Origin of the sequence: Acetobacter indonesiensis (genome assembly GCF_000963945.1) — a bacterium.
Taxonomy (GTDB): Bacteria; Pseudomonadota; Alphaproteobacteria; order Acetobacterales; family Acetobacteraceae; genus Acetobacter; species Acetobacter indonesiensis.
In genome coordinates, this window is the sequence record NZ_BAMW01000015.1 from 107,446 (window position 1) to 126,651 (window position 19,206).

17 protein-coding genes and 1 tRNA gene are annotated in these 19,206 nt (G+C 54.9%); 9 read left to right on the top strand and 9 right to left on the bottom strand.

Annotated features, from left to right (window positions below; translation table 11 throughout):
- Positions 1 to 80 precede the first annotated feature (80 nt).
- Positions 81 to 578: a protein-export chaperone SecB gene (gene secB, locus Abin_RS05395; protein ID WP_048845327.1), complete on the bottom strand. Its 498-nt coding sequence runs from the start codon at positions 576 to 578 to the stop codon at positions 81 to 83.
- 172 nt (positions 579 to 750) lie between these two features.
- Positions 751 to 1,437, bottom strand: coding sequence for a histidine phosphatase family protein (locus tag Abin_RS05400; RefSeq protein WP_258027416.1), 687 nt, complete (start codon positions 1,435 to 1,437; stop codon positions 751 to 753).
- Positions 1,438 to 1,444: 7 nt separating this feature from the next.
- Here Abin_RS05400 and Abin_RS05405 point away from each other — a divergent pair, with 7 nt between their 5' ends.
- The 4 genes from Abin_RS05405 to Abin_RS05420 all read left to right on the top strand — a co-directional run bounded on the left by Abin_RS05405 (position 1,445) and on the right by Abin_RS05420 (position 5,220).
- Positions 1,445 to 2,125 (top strand): Tim44/TimA family putative adaptor protein, encoded by a 681-nt coding sequence (locus Abin_RS05405; RefSeq protein ID WP_048845329.1) that lies wholly within the window; start codon positions 1,445 to 1,447, stop codon positions 2,123 to 2,125.
- Positions 2,122 to 2,967, top strand: a complete 846-nt coding sequence (locus Abin_RS05410) for a DNA-methyltransferase (protein ID WP_048845330.1) — start codon at positions 2,122 to 2,124, stop codon at positions 2,965 to 2,967. Before Abin_RS05405 ends, Abin_RS05410 begins: the two co-directional genes overlap by 4 nt.
- A 127-nt stretch (positions 2,968 to 3,094) precedes the next feature.
- A complete protein-coding gene (locus tag Abin_RS05415; RefSeq protein ID WP_048845497.1) occupies positions 3,095 to 4,513 on the top strand; it encodes a cytochrome-c peroxidase in 1,419 nt (472 codons plus the stop codon).
- Positions 4,514 to 4,614: 101 nt separating this feature from the next.
- Complete coding sequence (locus tag Abin_RS05420; RefSeq protein ID WP_255319256.1) at positions 4,615 to 5,220, top strand: Smr/MutS family protein; 606 nt, start codon at positions 4,615 to 4,617, stop codon at positions 5,218 to 5,220.
- Here the strand turns inward: Abin_RS05420 and Abin_RS05425 are convergent.
- Together Abin_RS05425 and hemF are read right to left on the bottom strand one after the other, a co-directional pair.
- On the bottom strand, positions 5,185 to 6,357 hold the full coding sequence (locus Abin_RS05425) for a hypothetical protein (protein ID WP_146867617.1): 1,173 nt from the start codon (positions 6,355 to 6,357) through the stop codon (positions 5,185 to 5,187). The genes Abin_RS05420 and Abin_RS05425 overlap by 36 nt on opposite strands.
- A gap of 133 nt (positions 6,358 to 6,490) precedes the next feature.
- Positions 6,491 to 7,405 carry an oxygen-dependent coproporphyrinogen oxidase gene (hemF, locus tag Abin_RS05430; protein ID WP_048845332.1) on the bottom strand — a complete coding sequence of 305 codons (915 nt, stop codon included), beginning with the start codon at positions 7,403 to 7,405 and terminating at the stop codon, positions 6,491 to 6,493.
- A 270-nt stretch (positions 7,406 to 7,675) separates the two neighbouring features.
- Here hemF and Abin_RS05435 point away from each other — a divergent pair, with 270 nt between their 5' ends.
- The 4 genes from Abin_RS05435 (at position 7,676) to Abin_RS05450 (ending at position 11,485) form a co-directional block, all read left to right on the top strand.
- On the top strand, positions 7,676 to 8,863 hold the full coding sequence (locus Abin_RS05435; protein ID WP_084593480.1) for a cytochrome b: 1,188 nt from the start codon (positions 7,676 to 7,678) through the stop codon (positions 8,861 to 8,863).
- Positions 8,860 to 9,711: a cytochrome c1 gene (locus Abin_RS05440; RefSeq protein ID WP_048845335.1), complete on the top strand. Its 852-nt coding sequence runs from the start codon at positions 8,860 to 8,862 to the stop codon at positions 9,709 to 9,711. Before Abin_RS05435 ends, Abin_RS05440 begins: the two co-directional genes overlap by 4 nt.
- Entirely contained in the window at positions 9,698 to 10,588 is an 891-nt protein-coding gene (locus Abin_RS05445; RefSeq protein WP_048845336.1) for an S-methyl-5'-thioadenosine phosphorylase, read from the top strand. The genes Abin_RS05440 and Abin_RS05445 overlap by 14 nt, the downstream gene beginning before the upstream one ends.
- 75 nt (positions 10,589 to 10,663) lie before the next feature.
- Positions 10,664 to 11,485 carry an SDR family NAD(P)-dependent oxidoreductase gene (locus tag Abin_RS05450; RefSeq protein WP_048845337.1) on the top strand — a complete coding sequence of 274 codons (822 nt, stop codon included), beginning with the start codon at positions 10,664 to 10,666 and terminating at the stop codon, positions 11,483 to 11,485.
- A gap of 91 nt (positions 11,486 to 11,576) precedes the next feature.
- Here the strand turns inward: Abin_RS05450 and Abin_RS05455 are convergent, their stop codons facing one another.
- From Abin_RS05455 to Abin_RS05475, 5 genes are all read right to left on the bottom strand, one after another.
- On the bottom strand, positions 11,577 to 13,313 hold the full coding sequence (locus Abin_RS05455; RefSeq protein WP_048845338.1) for an OprO/OprP family phosphate-selective porin: 1,737 nt from the start codon (positions 13,311 to 13,313) through the stop codon (positions 11,577 to 11,579).
- Positions 13,310 to 14,659, bottom strand: coding sequence for an MFS transporter (gene tcuC, locus Abin_RS05460; protein ID WP_084593482.1), 1,350 nt, complete (start codon positions 14,657 to 14,659; stop codon positions 13,310 to 13,312). Before tcuC ends, Abin_RS05455 begins: the two co-directional genes overlap by 4 nt.
- Before the next feature lie 166 nt (positions 14,660 to 14,825).
- Complete coding sequence (locus Abin_RS05465; RefSeq protein WP_048845339.1) at positions 14,826 to 15,830, bottom strand: Lnb N-terminal periplasmic domain-containing protein; 1,005 nt, start codon at positions 15,828 to 15,830, stop codon at positions 14,826 to 14,828.
- The gene (locus tag Abin_RS05470) at positions 15,827 to 17,842 is read right to left on the bottom strand and encodes an esterase/lipase family protein (RefSeq protein WP_255319257.1); all 2,016 of its coding nucleotides are present in this window, start codon (positions 17,840 to 17,842) and stop codon (positions 15,827 to 15,829) included. Before Abin_RS05470 ends, Abin_RS05465 begins: the two co-directional genes overlap by 4 nt.
- Positions 17,843 to 18,095: 253 nt before the next feature.
- Positions 18,096 to 18,181, bottom strand: a tRNA-Tyr gene (locus Abin_RS05475).
- A gap of 164 nt (positions 18,182 to 18,345) precedes the next feature.
- Between Abin_RS05475 and panB the strand changes: the two genes are divergently transcribed.
- Positions 18,346 to 19,164, top strand: a complete 819-nt coding sequence (gene panB, locus Abin_RS05480; RefSeq protein ID WP_048845340.1) for a 3-methyl-2-oxobutanoate hydroxymethyltransferase — start codon at positions 18,346 to 18,348, stop codon at positions 19,162 to 19,164.
- Positions 19,165 to 19,206 lie beyond the last annotated feature (42 nt).

Consider the following 19,206-nt stretch of genomic DNA (forward strand, 5'->3'; position numbering starts at 1 on the left):
CCTGAAAGCCCTTTTTTTGCGTAGGAAAAATCCCTCGCTCATTCTTCTTGGCCTGAAATCAGGCGCGCAAAGAAACCGTATCAGGCATTGCCTGCTGTCTGCGGAAATTCTGCGCGTTTGGCCTGCCACAGCGCAACAAAATCGATCGGCTGAAGCACGATGGGCGGGAAGCCGCCGTCACGTGTGACATCGCTGATGATGTTGCGAGCATAGGGGAAAATCAGACGCGGCACTTCAACCAGCAGCATCGGCTCGATCAGATCCTGCGGCGGGTTGGTCAGTGTGACAACGGCTGCATAAGCCAGTTCAGCAATGAACACGGTACGGCCGGGGGTGCCGCCTTCGGTTTCTGGCGCTTCTTTTGCTTCTGCCTTGATAGCCAGCGTTACTTCGTAAACGGACTGGTCATCCTGCAGGCGGTTTGCCTGAACGTCGATGTTCACAGCAATGTTTGGCTGAGAACGCAGGGTGGCGAAAATTTCTGCACCAACCGGCACTTCAAATGACAGGTCGCGTGTGTATTGCAGGTTAATGGCCAGCGGGAGGGCGGGCGGCGTAGACTGGTCAGTTTCAGACATGGAAAAAAACAGCTTTCGTGTCAGGTCATACTATATGTTCGGCGGTAGCATGATGGTTGCCCATCGCCAACCACCCGAAGGGCCTTTGGCCTGATAAAGAGGGCATTTCCTGCCGGTCTGCGCAAGGGGAAAAGCGCGCAACCCGAAGACAAAAGGCAGCCGTGACCCGGTATCAGGGATGTTCGTGCCGCCAGTCTCCGTTTTCCAAGCTGTCACCGCACAGGCCAAGCAGAAACCACCAATGTGACACCACAAGGGTTTGCCCTGCTTCTGGCTGGGCTGTCATGAAGGATCGGAAACGTTGCACACGGTTTTGCAGGGCGCGATCGCTTTCGGGCAGGTCAGACCACCAGACTTCCTCCAGTCCTGCAAAATCAAGGCGCGGCCACGCGGCGCACAGGGCGGAGGCGGGTGAGCCTTCATCGCAGGAATACATGCCGCGTTCGCGCACTAATGGCGTGATTTCTGGTGTAATATCCAGCGCCTTGGCTATGGGGGCGGCTGTCTCCAGTGCCCGTGTGAAAGGGGAGACCAGAATGCGGGTAATGGGTTCAGCGGCGAGTTCCTGCACCAGCCGTTGGGCATGGTCGCGTCCCTGCCGTGACAGACTTGGGTCTGCCACGCCGGGGTCTCGGCCTGTCAGGGTGTAGAGCCGGTTGAATTCGCTTTCGCAATGCCGCAGAATAATCATACCTAGAAATAGGGAGAAGACGGGAGTTTTCGCAAGAGGATGCCGCATCTTGTCGCATCTGATGCAGTCTGCCGCATTGTAACAGGCAGGGGGCTTGTCTATGTGTAAGGAAAGCCCAGTTCCTGAGTGTGTCGTGCCCAAGGGGGCGGCCACGTAGAAAATGGACATGTGAAAGATGGATTTCTCTTTCGGCCACTTCCCGGTCGATCTGATTCTTTTTGCTCTGGTTGCGGCCTTTCTGGCGCTGCGCCTGCGAAGCGTGCTTGGTCGGCGCGTGGGCATTCAGCCTGCGCCCATGCCTGTGCCGCCGCGGCCAGATGCCGCAGGCAAGGTCATAGACGGTAAAGCCGCCCAGCCTGAACAGGCTGCGGATTATGATATCCCAACACCCGGCACCCGTGTTGGGCAATTGCTGGCTGACATCCACACTCAGGACCCGACATTCAGCCCGCAGCAGTTTCTGTCAGGTGTGCAGACGGCCTTCCGGCAGGTTGTGAAAGCCTTTGCTGAAGGGGACCGCATCACGTTGCAGGCGCGTCTGACCCCGGCGGTCTATCAGTCTTTTGATGCGGCTATTACGGCGCGTGATGCTGCTGGTGAAAAGCAGCGGACAGAAATCCGTGCGATTCGGTCTTTAGGCATTGAAGACGTGCGTCTGACTCCGCTTGCGGTTGGCACAGGTGCGTCCGTTGATGTGCGTATTGTCTCTGACCAGATCAGCCTTGTGCTAGGCAGTGATGGTCAGCCGATCAGCGGTATGGACGCCGTGACCGAGTTTTCTGATCTATGGACGTTTGAACGCCTGCTAGGTGCAGGTGGCAGCAGCTGGCGTCTGGCGTCGGCACGTAGTGCGTGAAGGCAGCAAAAGGGCCTGCGTCTGAAACGCCGATTCGGTCTCGGCGCTACAAGGTTGGGCGGCAGGAAATTGTCAGGGGTGATTGCTTGCGTGTGCTCAGACGCATGCAGGCTGACTCCGTTGACGTGGTTGTCACCTCTCCCCCGTATAATATCGGCCTGTCCTACCGCAGCTATCCTGATCGGAAGGAAGAAGCCCATTATCTTGACTGGATGATGGAGGTCGCGGCTGGTCTGCGCCGTGTGTTGCGGCCTGATGGGTCGTTTTTTCTCAATATCTCCGGCTCATCAGCACAGCCTTGGCTGCCGTTTGAACTTGCAGTGCGTTTGCGGTCGCTATTTGTGCTGCAAAATCACATCACTTGGGTCAAATCCATTTCGGTGGGGGATGACAGCTTCGGCCATTTCAAGCCCATGAATAGCAAGCGCTACCTGCACCGTGGGCATGAGCATCTGTTCCATTTCACGCTTGAAGGCGATGTCATTCTTGATCGGCTGACGGCTGGGGTGCCGTATAAGGATAAATCAAACATCGCGCGCCGTGGCCATGCACAGGACCGGCGATGCCGGGGCGATGCCTGGTTTATTCCTTATGAAACGGTGCGGGGCCGGTCAGAAAAGTTTGATCATCCGGGCACGTTTCCAGTTGCCTTGCCCGAGCAATGTATTCTGCTGCATGGCCGTAAGGATGCCGATATCCTTGACCCCTTCATGGGGACAGGCACCACGCTTCTGGCGGCCCAACGCATGGGGTGTCGTGGGGTGGGAATAGAAATAGATGCTGATTACGTTGCCATTGCCCGCAGGCGTTTGGTGGAAGATCAGCAAGAAATCGATAGTTGATAATCGATTTTCTTCATCATTTTTATGAAAATAATCTATTTGACAGTTTGATATGTATCAAACACAACCCTGACGAGAATGAATAAAAGTAAATGAACGTTATCAAAAGATCGTCAGGAGTTTGGTGTTGCGTAGATTAATTGCTTCTCTGGTTGGGGTGGGTGTTCTTGCTTATGGCGGGACAGTTGCGTTCCTGACGCATTTTGACCACACGACGGCACCGGGGCTTCCTGCGTCTTCTCCTACCCTGAAAGACCCGGTTGCGCTGGCGGCGTTCAATACGCTGGGTGAAGCCCGGTGTGATTACTGTCATGCTCTGGGGCGTGATCTGCCATTTTACTTCAAGCTGCCACTGGCCAAGCAGTTGATGGAAAAAGACCTGCATGAAGGTCTGCGCCACTTCCGTATTGAACCTGTTCTTGAAGCCTTCAAGCAGGGCACACCACCCTCAGAAGAACAGCTTTCCCGTATTGAGGAAGTGATTACCCAGAACCGTATGCCGCCAACAATGTATCTGCTGATGCACTGGCATGCTCATCTGTCTGATGCTGAACGTCAGTCCGTTCTGCACTGGGTAGAAGAAACCCGTCGCAAATATTACGCCGACACGGGCGCTACAGCCAAAATGGCGGGTGAGCCTGTCCGTCCGGTGCCAGCCAGTGTTCCGGTTGATGCAGCCAAGGTTGTTCTGGGCCGTCAACTGTTCTTTGATAAGTCATTGTCAGGCGATGGCACGTTGAACTGTGCAAGCTGCCATGACCTGAACCACGGCGGTGTTGACCATCTGACCACGGCAACGGGTATTGGCGGGCAGAAAGGCCCCATCAATGTGCCGACCGTGTATGACGCCTATTTCAAAATTGCCCAGTTCTGGAATGGTCGCGCTGCTGATCTGGCTGAACAGGCCGCCGGTCCGGTGATGAACCCTGTTGAAATGGGGTCGCATGATTGGGCAGGGGTTGCCGCAAAATTGCAGGCTAACCCTGAATATACCAATCTGTTCCAGACAGCATTTGGCCCGAATGCCAGCATTGATCAGAACACCATTACCACGGCGATTGGCGAATTTGAAAAAACGCTGCTGACCCCGGACAGCCCGTTTGATGATTATCTGAAGGGCAATGCTTCAGCCATCAGCGATCAGGCAAAGCGTGGGTATGAAAAATTCAAGAGCATCGGGTGCTCGGGCTGTCATAGTGGTATTGCGCTGGGCGGCGGTGCCTATGAAGCCATGGGGCTGGAAGCGGATTACTTCAAAGACCGTGGTGGCAAGGTAACGGATGCGGATGAAGGACGTTACACCGTGACCCATAACGAGGCTGACCGCTTCCGTTTTGTGGTGCCAACCCTGCGCAACATTGACCAGACAGCACCTTACTTCCACGATGGCAGCGTGAAAACGCTGGATGAAGCCGTGCGCAAAATGGCCCGTTATCAGACGCCTGATGCCAACATTTCCGATCAGGATGTGGCAGATATCGTGGCCTTCCTGAAAACCCTTACGGGCAAGTATCAGGGGCGTTCACTGGCTGATATGGCCCAGTAAGGCTAGTATCATCGCTTGAAAGCAGACCCGTCCGCAGGCGATAAGCTTGCAGACGGGTTTTTTTATGGACATTGCCTGATCGGCAGGGGGCTTGAGCGTTGGTGAAGCGGCGTCATTTACGGGATGAGGAAAAGACGCTGTGGCAACACGTCATGAGGGATGTTGTGCCGTTCCACGCAAAGCCCTCGCTTCCGGTTACAGAAACAACATCTGACCCTTCGGCGGGCGAGGTGCCTGCCGAGGCTCCGCGTCCGTCTGGTGCCCGGATGCCCCGGCGCAGGGCACGGTTGCGCACGGTTGATGCCGCGTGGTTTGTACCCCCCGTTAAGCCCACGGTGCAGGTGCAGCATGCGCCCCATCCCACCGATTCAATCGGTAAGCGCTATCCCGGCGTGGATAACTATAGCTGGCGCACTTTTTCAGAAGGGGAAATGCGCATTGAGCGACGATTGGACCTGCACGGGCTGGTTGCGCAGGAAGCCTTTCGTCGTCTGATGGAGTTTATGGATGTGGCCCATGTGCGCGGCTTGCGCTGCGTCGAAATCATCACGGGCCTTGGCACAGGGCAGGAAGGGGGCATTCTGCGGCGTGAATTACCGCACTGGCTGGCACGACCCGAAATCCGGCACCGTGTTCTGGGGCTGTCTTACCCGCATGGGGGGAACAAGGGGTCAGTTCGGGTTCTGTTGCGCCGCCGCAGGGCTTGATCGGCGTGCTGCGGCATCACGCCAGCGCGGCACGTTGAGCGCTATCCAGCGCCGCAATGCCATAATGACACTAATGTCGGGTGACATTTCCGCATAAGCACTAATGCAGGCTGCGCCCGTCAGCATGGTTTGGTTTTCATCACGCGCATGATCGCGGGCTTCCTGTGCTGCGGCAGCCGCCTGACACGCATGCCGCCAACGGGCGACCGTGGCTGGCGGTGACAGAATGGGAAGCATCAATCCGGCCTTCATGCTGATTGCGGCTGCCGTCGCCGCCCATGCATTATAGAGCAACCCGGCGGGAACGCGATGCCGCTCCTGCCGATACACGGTGGCGAAATCAAGTGGCAGGCCGTGATTTTGGAACGCACTGTGGGTCGGTGCATTGGCAAAAAGCGGCAGGAAGTCATCGTCCTGCAACGCAGCGATCCGGTTACTGTAATCAGCATCAAACGGAAGCTGGATGACATCAACTGTACCGGCACGCAATGCATCGATTGCGGCGTCAGGCGTGGCAAACCCGGTGATGGGTAACGGTCGGAGAGAAAGCAGATCAAGCGCCAGAACAGTCGGCAGTTCTGCACCGCCATAACGTGAGACCCCGACACGCAACGGCTGGCCCTTCAAAAACCCTGCGAAAGAGCGGTGTAACGCGGCTTTGCCGACTGCGACCGTTGGCTGCTGGCTTATGAAGGTTGGTACCCAGCGCAGATAATCATAATGGACGCGGGAATCCCCTGTCAGCGCCGCAAGAACCACTGTGCCGGGCGCAATGATGCCTGATGGCGGAACAGCCTGTTCCTGCTGAATGTCAAATAGATTGGCACCCGTTACACCATCCCATCCGGTTGTCGTGGTCAGTGTAAAAGGCGCGACATACTGAAGCGCATCGGCAAGCAGAGGGGCAAGGACGGAGGCCCAGTGCCCACATTGGCTATCCGCAATGCCAGCAACAATAAGTGGGGCAGGGGATTGGCCGTCACCGGGTAGATTGGCCGCAATATCGTAGCGCAGGCCGGGTGCGGCCCGCGCGGCAGAAAGGGAATACAGACCAGAAAGCGCGCACCCCAGCGCCATACGGCGTGAGAGAAGTGCTGGTGGTCTGGGTGTTTGATCTATCTGCTTTCGGCGCGGCACTCTGTAGAATCCCCCTTGGTCTTACTTTGCTTTTGTTGTCCTCAGTGGGCCGGGGTGCGCGGATCAGGGAGAAAACCTTCAGCACACCAACACACAATTAAAAATTCATCGCGGCAAAATCACGGCGTTTGCATTACGGCCATTTAACTTCCGGCGGCATACTCATCAAAATAGCTTCCGTGTGCCCGCCCGTTTTCAGGCCAAACAACGTACCACGGTCATGGAGCAGATTAAACTCCACATAGCGGCCACGGCGCACCAGTTGGGCTTCGCGTTGTTCTGGTGTCCATGGCTCCATCATGCGGCCGCGAATAATTTCCGGGTAAGTTTCCAGAAAGGCCAGCCCGACATCTTTGGTAAAGGCAAAATCTTCTGCAATGTCTCCGCTATCCAGACGGTCATAGAAAATACCGCCCAGACCACGCGGTTCATTGCGATGTGGCAGAAAGAAGTATTTGTCACACCACGCCTTGAAACGCGGATAATACTCCGGGTTGTGTTTGGCGCAGGCCTGTTCAAACCCGGCGTGGAAGCGGGCGGCATCGTCAATCGCTTCTTCAGATGCGGGGAACATGGGGGTAATATCGCCGCCACCGCCAAACCAGCCTTTGGTGGTAATAATCATGCGTGTGTTAAAATGTGCGGCTGGCACCAGCGGGCTGCACATATGGGCGACAAGGCTAATGCCTGTGGCGAAAAAGCGTGGATCTTCTGATGCACCGGGGATGGTGGCGGCAAATTCAGGGCTGAATGTGCCTTCTACGGTAGAGACGTTGACCCCGACTTTTTCAAAAACGCGGCCTCGCATCACGCTCATGATACCGCCGCCACCGGGTGAGCCATCATCATTCGGACGGTCCCAGCTTTTGCGCTCAAACCGGCCTGCCTGCTCGTGCCCTGCCAGAATGGGGCTATTGTTCTGCGCACCTTCATCTTCAATCTGTTCAAAAGCAGCGCAGATTTTATCACGCAGGGATTCAAACCAGGCACGTGCGTCAGCCTTCAGTGCGGTATGGGCCGGAACGGAATCAGCTTTTGTGGGTATCATGCCGGGTCGTGTGTCCTTTACGCGCAGGGAGCACCCCCTGCCATTCGTTTCGTAAGGGGTGCGCTTTCTTGGCGATCATTGCAAGATCAGCCTTTTCATCGCTAAACACAGGGGCGCTGTAAAGACAGCTGCGCCAGAAACTCTGGCAGAAGAAGCACATGCAGTCCCTGTGCCATCTGCGCGTGAAGCGACTGTTGCGGCAGGTACAGCAGGCAGAATGATGGCTGAAGGGCTATTGTCCCTTCGGTAAAGCAGGGCAGGATACAGCAGATGGCAGGCACCCCGTCTTATCAAAAGCAGCACCCACCCACCGGATCATCCGTGGGTGTGTCTGCTTTTGTAAAAGAGTATATGGGCTTTCTGTTGCCGCGTGATCTGAACATCCTGTGGACAGTGGGTGCCATGTTGCTGGCCGTTCTGGCCCTGATGGTCATGAGCGGCCTGAGCCTTGCGCTGTCATATACGCCGGACGCCACACTGGCCTTCCATTCGGTTGAGGCGCTGGAGCGTCGTCTGCCAGCAGGCTGGTTGTTACGCAGCCTGCACATGACGGGTGCCAGCTTTTTTATGGCAGCCCTGTATCTGCATGTTTTCCGCGGGCTGTGTTATGGGTCTTACCGTGCACCCCGCCGTGGGCTGTGGCTGATTGGCACGGCTTTGCTGGTTATGGTCATGGTCACGGCTTTTGCCGGATATGTGTTGCCATGGGGCCAGATGTCTTACTGGGGGGCTGACGTCGCCGGGAAAGCTGTCGGGGCTGTGCCGGTTGTAGGCCCCTTCCTTGAGCGTGTTTTTCTGGGTGGGGATGCCCCCGGCACGGCAACGTTGCATCGTATGTTCGTGCTGCATTTTACGTTGGCGTTCAGCATTGTCGGGGCCGTAATTCTGCATGTGGCCGTTCTGCATGCGAAGGGGAGCAGTAGCCCATCGGGTCGAATTGGCGAGCGGCCTGACCGTAAGCTGCCTTTTTATCCTTATTTTACTATCAAGGACACGCTGGGCGTTGTTCTCATGGCCCTGCTGTTTACGTTGGTAATGTGTTTCTGGCCCGGACTGATAACGGAAAGCGCGAATTATCGGCCCGCTAACCCCCTGCACACACCCGCAGATATCGAGCCAGAATGGTACTTTCTGCCTTTCTACGGCATGTTGCAGGCTGTGCCGTCAAAATTCGGAGGGCTGGTGGTTTCCGCCGGGGCTGTCGTCATTCTGTTTTGTGTGCCGTGGCTTGATAAAGGGGCAGCCAGCCAGTTGCCGTGGGCAGGACGCCGCTGGCTGGCCCGTGTGGCCTTGGGTGTTTTGGTTGTGTCTTTTATCGTAGCTGGGTTGGCTGGACGGCATCATGTGCAAGGACCTTGGTTGTTGGCCGGGCGCATCGCCACGCTGGGATATTATGCTTACTTCCTTGCCTTTCTACCGTTTTATGCGCGCCTCGGCAGGCGAGGAGAGGACGCATGAAAATGCTTTCTAGGCTGTCGTCCTTTCTTGTTCTTGGTGTCGGTCTTGGCGCTGTCAGTCTGGCAGGCATTGGCTCCGCAGCCGCGCAGTCGCTTGCCCCGGCGCATGCGCCGGAACAGAACTGGTCTTTCAAAGGGCCACTGGGCCATTTTGACCTTGCCGCAGTGCAACGTGGCTACGCTGTTTTTGCTGGCGTTTGTGCCTCTTGCCACGGTCTGTCCGAATTGCATTTTTCAGATCTGACGGAGACAGGCTTAACATCCGAACAAGTCAGTGCTCTGGCTGCGGCATGGCAGGTGGCGGATGGGCTAGATACAGACGGGCGCTTAAAACATCGCAAGGCTTCCCCTGATGATGCGCTTCCTGCACCGTATCCTAACGCGCAGGCTGCACGGGCTGCTAATCGGGGTGCCGTACCGCCAGACCTTTCCCGTATTACGCAGGTGTACCCAGGTGGGGCTGATCGGGTATTCGCTTTACTGACAGGCTATACGGTATCCGCGCACACTTCCGTGCCAGGAGCGGCCGGTAACAGCGGAAACCTGATTGAAGCAAAAGCAGAAAAGACCGCAGACCATGACGCTGGTGGTTTTGCCAATCGCTATGCCATTGGGCACCGGACAGCGATGCCGCCACCCTTGCGACCTGCCGCTGTGGCTTATAGCGACGGCACACCCCCTACAGTTGAGCAGGAAGCCCGTGATGTTACGACCTTCCTGGCGTGGGTTTCAAACCCGCATGCAGACAGCAAGCGCAGGCTGGGTGTTGGCGTGACGCTTTATCTGTGTTTTCTCGCAATTCTACTTGTCATCCTGAAGCGGAGAATCTGGTCTGATGTCCGAAGATAATGTTGTGGAACCTGTAATCGGCCTTATTGGTGGCTCTGGCCTGTATGATATTGATGGTCTGGAAGACAAGGAATGGCGCACGGTTGAAACGCCATGGGGCAGTCCGTCGGACCAGCTTCTGTTCGGGCGTCTGGACGGTGTGCGCTGCGTGTTTCTGCCCCGTCATGGGCGTGGTCATCCTATACCGCCCTCTCGTCTGAACTATCGGGCCAATATTGCGGCGCTGAAAATGTCTGGCGTTACGGATATTGTGTCTCTCTCCGCTGTCGGGTCTTTGAAAGAAGAACTGCCCCCCGGACATTTTGTCATTGTCGATCAGTTTATCGACCGCACGATCTGGCGTGAAAAAAGCTTTTTCGATACCGGCTGCGTTGCCCATATTTCTATGGCTGACCCACTATGCGCCCGTATAGGGGATGTGCTTGAAGCCCAGACCAAGGCGCTGGGAATTGAAGCCACACGTGGCGGCACTTATCTGGTGATGGAAGGCCCCCAGTTTTCAACCCGTGCGGAAAGTGAATTGTATCGCACATGGGGATGCTCGGTTATTGGTATGACCAACATGCCGGAAGCCACTTTGGCCCGTGAAGCGGAAATCTGCTACGCCACAGTCGCCATGGTGACGGACTACGATTGCTGGCACACCGAGCATGACAACGTGACGGTCGATAGTGTTGTGAAAATCATGCAGGGCAATTCAGCCAAGGCCAAGGCTCTTGTCAAAGCGGTTATTCCCGCGCTGGGTAAACCGCGTGGTTTGTGCTTCGCAGGGTGTGACCGTGCGCTTGAACACGCCATCATTACCGCACCAGAAGCACGTGACCCGGCCTTGATCAGCAAGCTGAAAGTGGTTGCTGGGCGCGTTCTTGGCGGCTGATGAGAAAGCGTCTCTTGCGTGAGAAGGCAAAGCAGTGAATGTTGGGGCTAATGAAATGAGTGGCCTGTAACTGTTATGTCTTCTTCACGCTTTCCAGAGACTAATTCGCGCCCGATAGCTCTTGTGACCGGGGCTGCTGGTGGCATCGGGGGCAGGCTTGTTACCCGGCTGGTTGCACAGGGCTACCATGTGCTGGCGTTCAGCCGGAAAGCAGATACGGCCCAGCAACCCTTTGTCACCTCCATAGCGTGTGATCTGACACAGCCTGCACAGATTGAAGCTGCTGTGGCAGATCTTGCCGCCAAGAAAATAAACTTGCAGGCCATTGTCCATTGCGCCGGGGTGATAACCCCGCAGCGCATGGGCACGACCAATACAGCCTGTGTGTCAGCACAGTTGATGGTTAATCTTGAAGCACCCATCTTACTGACCATGCTGGCACTCCCCTTGCTCCCTGCGGGTGCGCATATTGTATTCATCAATTCCATGGCGGCTCTGGTGCCGCTTGAAGGCAGCAGCATTTATACCGCCAGCAAATTCGGTTTACGTGGCTTTGCCCTGTCTCTGGCGCAGGATGTTCAGAAACGTGGCATCCATGTATCGTCCGTTTTTCCGGGTGCTGTTGATACGCCCATGCTGCGGCGGGAAATTGATGCGGGTGGGTCTCCTCTGAATTTTGTAACAGCGCCTGCCACGGCTGATGAAATTGCTGCCATTGTACAAAAGCTTTTGCGCGTCCCCCGGGCGGAAGTGTTCTGCCCAAGTTCGGATGGGGTTCTGGCGCAACTTATGCTGATGATGCCTCGCGTGTGGCGGCTGGTTTTGCCGGTGCTTTTGAAAAAGGGTCGGAAGGGACAGAAGAAATATCTGGCCGCGCAACAGCCATCTGACAAATGAGGTCTGTGTGAACCGTATCGGTTCTGCGTGAAAATTTGCGGCAAAAAGAGAAAAAGGGAGGCCGGGGTAACTGGCCTCCCTTTTTTGTATTTCAGAATGTAACGGCGGAGCGCATACCAACAATATTGCCGCTGTTGGGGCCAATGTAATTGCCGGTTTTGTTGGTGACGTCTGCGTGGGTGTAGTTAAACATCAGGCGGGCGAAGCTTAGCAGATACCAGTTCACACCAATGGTTGCTGTCCAGGCACGGCCACCTGTGGGGATGGATGTCGCATCGATCCAGTCCCATCGTGCGGCAACTTCCCAGCCACCGTAACCACCTTCTGTCAACGGGTGCAAAATACGCGGTGTGGCCCACTGACCGGTATGGGCGAAGTAGTTGGGGGTTTCCCCTGTCAGGAATGCACCGGTCTGGAAACTGAAAGCCTGTTCCGTGCCTTGTGCACCAAGATAGCGTCTGCTGACTGTTAGGCCGGGAACGGTGTCGCGCAGTTGCATATGACGTGCGCCATATTCAGCCAGCGCCCACGCTGACCCGTAAATACCAAACAGTTCAAGGCCACCAGCCATGGAGTTAGCCAAAGGTACCATAGGGCCGAACTGAAGACTAAAGGCATCATCAGTACGGGCGAGCAGACGAATACTTTGTGAGAACGTCGTTGCAGGTTTGACGTCCTCATAAAATCCCCAAGCACCCAAATGGATAAGAGCTTTTTTGTTGCGCCATGGGATATAATGCGCGCGTAGCATGTAAGTCATGTCATCGCGAACATTGTTGGTGACATTGGCGCTATTTACGTCATTTCCACTAATTTGTGTGGCGACATGCCAATTGTCACCAAAGATCTTGAATGCGCCGCCCAGACCGTACCATCCTTTGACTGGCAGAAGAGCGTTGGCAACAATGTCACGATCAAGAAACACTGTCTGATCCGACCCTGTAGAGCCGTCAAAGCTTCTTTCGTTAAATTTGTTCCCAAGCGTATATTCAACAAGATGACCTGCCATCTTGTCACTCCATGTCATGAAAGCGCTGACAACAGAGAGCTGATTGTTAGAGTAGTCGCCTTCAAACACCCATGAAAGTTGGTGAGCGTTGCCTTCAACGCCCAGACGTGCGGCGCGTAATGTGGTGCGAGAGACATTCTGTGCAGGAAAGCGGGAGCCAAAACCTGAGCCATAATCAGCCAGAATACGCCCGCGCATACGGAAGGAGTAAGCATTGTCTGGGGTTGTGATTTCAGGCAGGCCCTTACCCCATTTCAGCACAAGCCCACCGACCGTGGTTGTGCGGTTAGAGGTCGGGATTTGTGACGCCACGCCCATAACAGGTGCGGAGCCAGATGGCATATTTGAAATAGCCCCGAAAGACCCTGGTGCAGCGGCAGTCAGAGGGTAGCTGGCGTGCCCGGTATCTATGAACAGCGGGTTTTGTGTTGGTGTCGTGTCGCCCGCAAACTTGATGTCTTCTACCGGACCAGACTTCAAAGATGGCGTGACACGTGCGACAGACTCACGGGGGTAAAGCGCAGGACTGCGTACAAAAGGTTTGCGCGTGGATTGTTGTGCGGCGGCATTGGCGTTGGTAGCTGCCGCAATATGCACTGTCCGTTTTTCAACATTTGAAAGACGGGATTGCAGTTCATGGATCTGCTGGGCCTGCATTTTTACAAGGCGTGTCAGTTGCTGCACATCGGAGTCAGAGGATGCAGCATAAGCGTGTGTGGTGTGTGTCATAAGACCAAGCACACCAATGCCAAGAGTAAAGCGATTTCGCATGGAGGTATCTGCTACAAGGCGTGAAAACGCACGGCGGGTGGGGATCATGGGGTGGTTTTGTCGTACGGGCGCGCCATTAACGTCGCAGCCAGTCCGCACAGGGCAGCCAGAGCAAGCCATGCGCCAGGAATGGCGCGATTGCCCGTGCTGTGAATAAGCCAGGTGCACACGGTAGGAGTAAAACCACCCACGCAGGTTGCCAGACTATAGGCCATGGAAAAGCCAGTCGTGCGGATACGCGGGGGCACAATTTCTGTCAGATACACAACAGCGGCTCCGTTATAGGCGCTATAGATTATCGCCAGCCACAGTTCGACGGTCAGCAGCCGCCCGAAAGATGGGGCCGATACCAGCCAGCTCATTGCCGGGTAAGCCGTAAGAATAGCCAGAACAGTTGACGTAATCAGCAGCTTTTTGCGGCCAACACGGTCAGAGAGTGCGCCAAAAACAGGCAGTAGCAAAAAGTTTGCCAAGCCCACACATAATGTCACGACCAGACTGTCTATTGTTGAAAGATGCAGAACAGAACTGCCGAAGGACGGCGTGTATGCCGTAATGATGTAGAAAGAGGTTGTGGTCATCAGGACCATAAGCAGGCCGGTCGAAATAATGCGCCATTCGCGCACAATGGTCTGCACGATTTCAGAAAAATGAGGGGGCTTGTGCGTGTTGGCGAAGGATTCCGTTTCCTGCAGGTTACGCCGCAGGAAAAATAGAACAGGCACAATCAGACAGCCAATCAGCAGGGGAATACGCCATCCCCATGCCACCATATCTGGCGGGGAAATGAGAGATGCCAGCACAACGCCAATGGCTGCCGCTGCCATAACCGCCAACTGCTGCGATGCAGATTGAAAGGAGACGATAAAACCGCGGTTATGCGGCTGGGCAATTTCAGCCAGATAGACCGACGTTGACCCCAGTTCGACCCCGGCCGAAAACCCCTGTAGCAAGCGCCCCGATAGCACCATAAGGGGGGCTAGAATACCAATGGCCGCATAACCGGGTGTTAGCGTCAATGTCAGCGTGCCGATAGACATAAGGGTGAGGGTAAGGATCAGCCCTTTGCGGCGGCCAATACGGTCTACATAGGCACCAAGCAGAAGCGCACCCAATGGGCGCATCAAAAAGCCTGCGCCGAACGTGGCGAAGGACATCATGAGTTCTGCATAGGGGTCTGTGGACGGAAAGAAGGCGCGACCAATGGCGGCGGCATAATAGCCAAACACCATGAAGTCATACATCTCCAGCATGTTGCCACTGGCAACCTGTGCTGCGGCTTTCATGCGTTCACGCTTGGTCATGGGCGGGGTAGAAAGATGCCGCGTATCATCCGTGGTAACGGTTTCAGAACAGGCAAGGCCGGAACAGGTGCTGCTGGTGCTTTGTGTCATGACTCATTTCTTGATGTTTTATTATTGAGCCCGCCTCACAGGGCGAATTCCCACCATATGCTGACATGCATGACTTAATTATTAATTTCTGTCCACATTTTCTCAGAAGGATGTGAGTATTGGCTGACCGCGGCATTTTTGCTACGCTTCAGGCTACCAAGGGTTTTCAGGGCAAAAGCGCTTTCCGAATATCCTGCGAATAGTTTTCTTCAGGTAGTGCGGTAGGTGGTCGCTGAATACGGCTATGCTGTTTCAATGTTTTGAAATCCATATCATCAGATTTCAAAAGTCCCAGATCATATGCCAGAGAAGCCGTGTAGCCACTTAACAGCACACGCCAGTCTAACCGATAGCGAAACCGTGCCTGTGCCCGTGCCAGAATACCCGTGGTGCAGTTATCGGTCAGGGTATTGTACCATGCAGGCTGACGGGCCAGAGTGTGAATTTCTGCCAGATAGCTAAGGAAAAGACGTTCTCTGGCCGCATCGGAAAGGGCGACTTGGTACAGATAGACGCGTTCCTTACGGATATCTGTGCGGACGCCAATCAGGTCTCTTTCATCAGCCGTAACGTAAAAGAGTTCGTAATGATGAAAAAACCCGGCAATGGCGGAGTAGGGAAATCTTTTCTGCCGTCGTGTTTCAATGGAGATGGCCAGATGTTTGCCGTCCCGGAAGCCAAAGCTGAGGAACACATGCGCAATCGAGTCACCTGCCCAATAGGATGTAATCAGATCAAGTGATGTCAGATCATCCAGATTATAATCAGCATCATAGTACTGCGGGGTGTAGGTATCGGGCGTTGTGTAAATAAAGTTTCTTACATGCTTAATGTGGGCAATGCGGCCCTGAAGGATGGCATCTGCTGGGATGGCGTATTCACCAGCCCAGTCTCGGTCATTGCGTGGGGCATCCGTGCAATACCAGACCAGAAAACCTCCAAATAAAAATGCAAGGGACAGGTTTTTTCTCAAGCGTGTTTTGATGAGAAAAACTGCGCAGAGAACCAGAACCGGAAAAGTCCCTGTCAGCGTTAAGCGCAAACTGTCTGGCAAAAGGGTGGAGTAATAAAACGCCGCAGTGGCAAACGCTGTGCCGCATAATACAACAAACGCTGCAACCCATCGCATCCAGCGGTGAGGGAGGCGGCTGCTACGATGCGCCGTTTTCATGGTGTCTGGGCACCGGCATGTGCCGGAGCAGAGACCCCGGCAGGACTGAGTGGGGTCAAGGCTGGCGGTTCTGGCTTGTCATGGAAAGGGCGCTGGGTAGGAATATATTCACCCCCCAAAGTCATAATGTCCCTTTTAGTAACAAAATCATCAGGGGTTGCGTGGTCGTCATCGTGTAATTGTTGCAGCAGAATACGACGGACTTCAGAAATCGTAATCGGGTTGGACTGTGTGGAGTGGGAAGAGTGCCGTACCACAAGCTCCGAATTAACGTCCTCAATATGTGCGCTTTTGTAGGACACAACGCCATCATCGCTTTTTGCCAACGCATTGTTGCCCAACACAGGGATAATGGAATGGGCGTCAATATCTTGCGCTACGGGGATTGTGGCGAGCGATTTGATGAATGAACTGCGAGGCGACATGCCATAGACACTCCCGACACGCCATGGACGCATGTTCAGGCGGCGAATAGTGGGGTCACTGGTGAGAACGGCTTTTGTCACTTCCGTTACGGTCAGCGGAAACGTAACCATTCGTCCGACCATATGCGCAATTGAAAACCCGGCAATATAGCTGCCGTGTTGCGGTGTGGAAATGAACACGACACTTTTGACGGACGGCATGGGTTCAGGAAACAACGCGTCCTGCAATAGGGTTTTGTTTTGGGCGGACAGATTCAAACTTTCAAGCGGGCGAGACACCATGCCGTTCCACAGCTTGTCCTGCGCATGAACGGCGAGGAGTTTTATCAGTAAGCCACCCTGACTGTGGCCAATCAACGTGATTTTGCCCAATGCAGGGTCAGATTGCATACCCCCAAAATGTTTGACGGCATCGTCTAATGATTTACGAAGTTGGAGCGCAGAATAAGGAATAGGGTTTCCCGTTGCGTACGAAAAAAACCAGAATTCGTAATGGTTGCGAATATTCGGGTCTTCCAGCAGATCATTCACCATATCCGCCCATCGCGCAGCGCTTGATGCTGTTCCGTGCACCAGCACAACGGGGCGATGGCCGCTGCGGTGTGGTTCAATGGTAATGAGCTGCGGTCTGCTGCTTTGGTCAAACAACCGACCATCTAAAAAGCCTTTATACTCAGCGGACCAATCCATGCCTTCCGTCAGGCTAAGGGCACGGGCGGCTGTCTGGTCATATTGGAGGGGTGTCTGGTTTTGTGCAGCACTCGTCTCTTCAATGGCAGTAAGCTTTAACTGTGCCTGAAGTCTGTTTTTCAGAACCTGCTGGCGGGGTGTGTCAAATGTCAGGAGGAGATTAAGCGGAACACGCAGCCTGTCTGAAACCTGAAAGGATTTTGCTTCCTGTTCGGTGAGATGAGGCAGGGCAGCCACGGGTTCGCCCAGTCCCATATGGCTATACACATTCTGAATTCCCGAGACCTTGAGCCGGGCCAGCGGACGCAAATCAGTCAGATCATGCCCAAACCAGCGATAGTGGGGGAACGGTTCAGAGAGCGTCAGGGAACCAAAAGGAAGCGTCCACTGCTGCGGTGTCAGTACAATGGGAGCCCCCAATGCTTCGGTCAGACCCAGCATGTAAATATCGCACGCTTGCCGGAAATGGCGATCATAAGGGCTGGGGCGGTCAGCTTCCGTGCCGGTGGGGTTCAGGTAGGCATACGCATACAGGGCTGCGGCCATGAACAATGCACGGTCATTCTGTTTGCGCGCACGCTGGTAGCTCAGTTCCGAAAGGGCAAAAAGCTGATCGGGGAGTGTTTGCGCATAAAAATGGTTCTGGGTCATTGTGCGCAGGGCTGCAATCGCCTGCGTAGGGTGAGACCGCCAGAGCGAGAGCAGATTTTGGCGTTGAAGAATGGTGTGGGTGGTATTGCTAAGCGCAGACCCACTTAACGCGCTACGGTTTCGCTCAATGTATGTGTGCTTAAGCGATTGCTGGCTGATGGAAATTGGCGCAGCGCAGCCCGATAGCAGGGCAACGACTGCTAGCGGCAAAAAAGAACGCGACGGAAAACGAAAGCTGGAAATCACACGCACACCGCAAAGACTGTATCAGGTCACGACCAAAAGGGGCCTTCTAAGGCGTGTATCCTATCAGCGGGGATCTGGGCCAGACATAAGCCTGCGATAAGGAAAATCTGACGCACCTTGATTGGATCAGGGAAAGACCTGCCGGTAAAGTAATTTGATCAGGCAGAATAAAGACGTGTCAGATCACACGAAATACAGGCAGAAAAAGCCTATAAACGCGACGACAATAATAAATTTTATGGATTGTAACAAATGGTGGAAGGGGTTGGATTCGAACCAACGTAGGCGTACGCCAGCGGATTTACAGTCCGCCCCCTTTAGCCACTCGGGCACCCTTCCGTCTTGTTGAGCAGTGAACTAACGGGCGGGGTGGCTGTTGTCAATGCCCAGTTTCCATTCTCTTTCCGGTTTCTTGAAAAAACATTCTCTTGAGCGGGTGGACAGAGTGTCGGCTTCTCGGTGATGGTGCGGCAGTGCTGAATTCTTGAGCGGGAGATATTTTTTTGAGCAAACATGGTGCGACCAAACGGCATACTCCGCGCTCTCTCGCCGCGTTGGAGACCCCGGTTGTTGCTTTGACGGCGTACACAGCCCCCATGGCAAAGCTGATGGACCCCCATTGTGATCTTCTGCTGGTGGGGGATTCGTTGGGTATGGTGGTGTATGGCATGGACTCAACGCTGGCCGTGACAACTGACATGATGATTGCCCATGGTCAGGCTGTTATACGGGGCAGTCAGCGGGCCTGTGTTGCTATCGACCTGCCGTTTGGCAGTTATCAGGAAAGCCCGGAGCAGGCGTTCAGAACATCAGCCGATATTATGGCGCGCACAGGGGCCGGATGCGTCAAGCTGGAAGGTGGGGTCGAAATGGCTGAAACCATCCGGTTTCTGACCCAGCGCGGTATTCCGGTCATTGGGCATATCGGGTTGAAACCACAGGCCGTGCATACCCATGGTGGCTTCAGAACAGTAGGGCGTGGCGATGAAGCGGATCAGATTATGCAGGACGCCAAAGCAGTGTCGGATGCTGGCGCGTTTGCCATGGTGATAGAAAGTACCATGGAGCCTTTGGCACGGGCCATTACTGAAGCCGTGCCTGCGATTACCATTGGTATCGGTGCTTCCCCGGCCTGTGGGGGGCAGGTGTTGGTGGGAGAAGACATGCTGGGTCTTTTCTCCGATTTTACCCCGCGTTTTGTGAAGCGTTTTGGCAATCTGGGAGCAGAGGTAGATAAAGCCGTTGCCGATTATGCAACAGCCGTGCGGAGCCGGGAGTTTCCGGGGCCGGACCAATGTGTCGGCTTAGCGAAAAAATCATAAGAAAGCAGGCACACCCGGCAGCAAGATCGTGTTGCTGCCGGG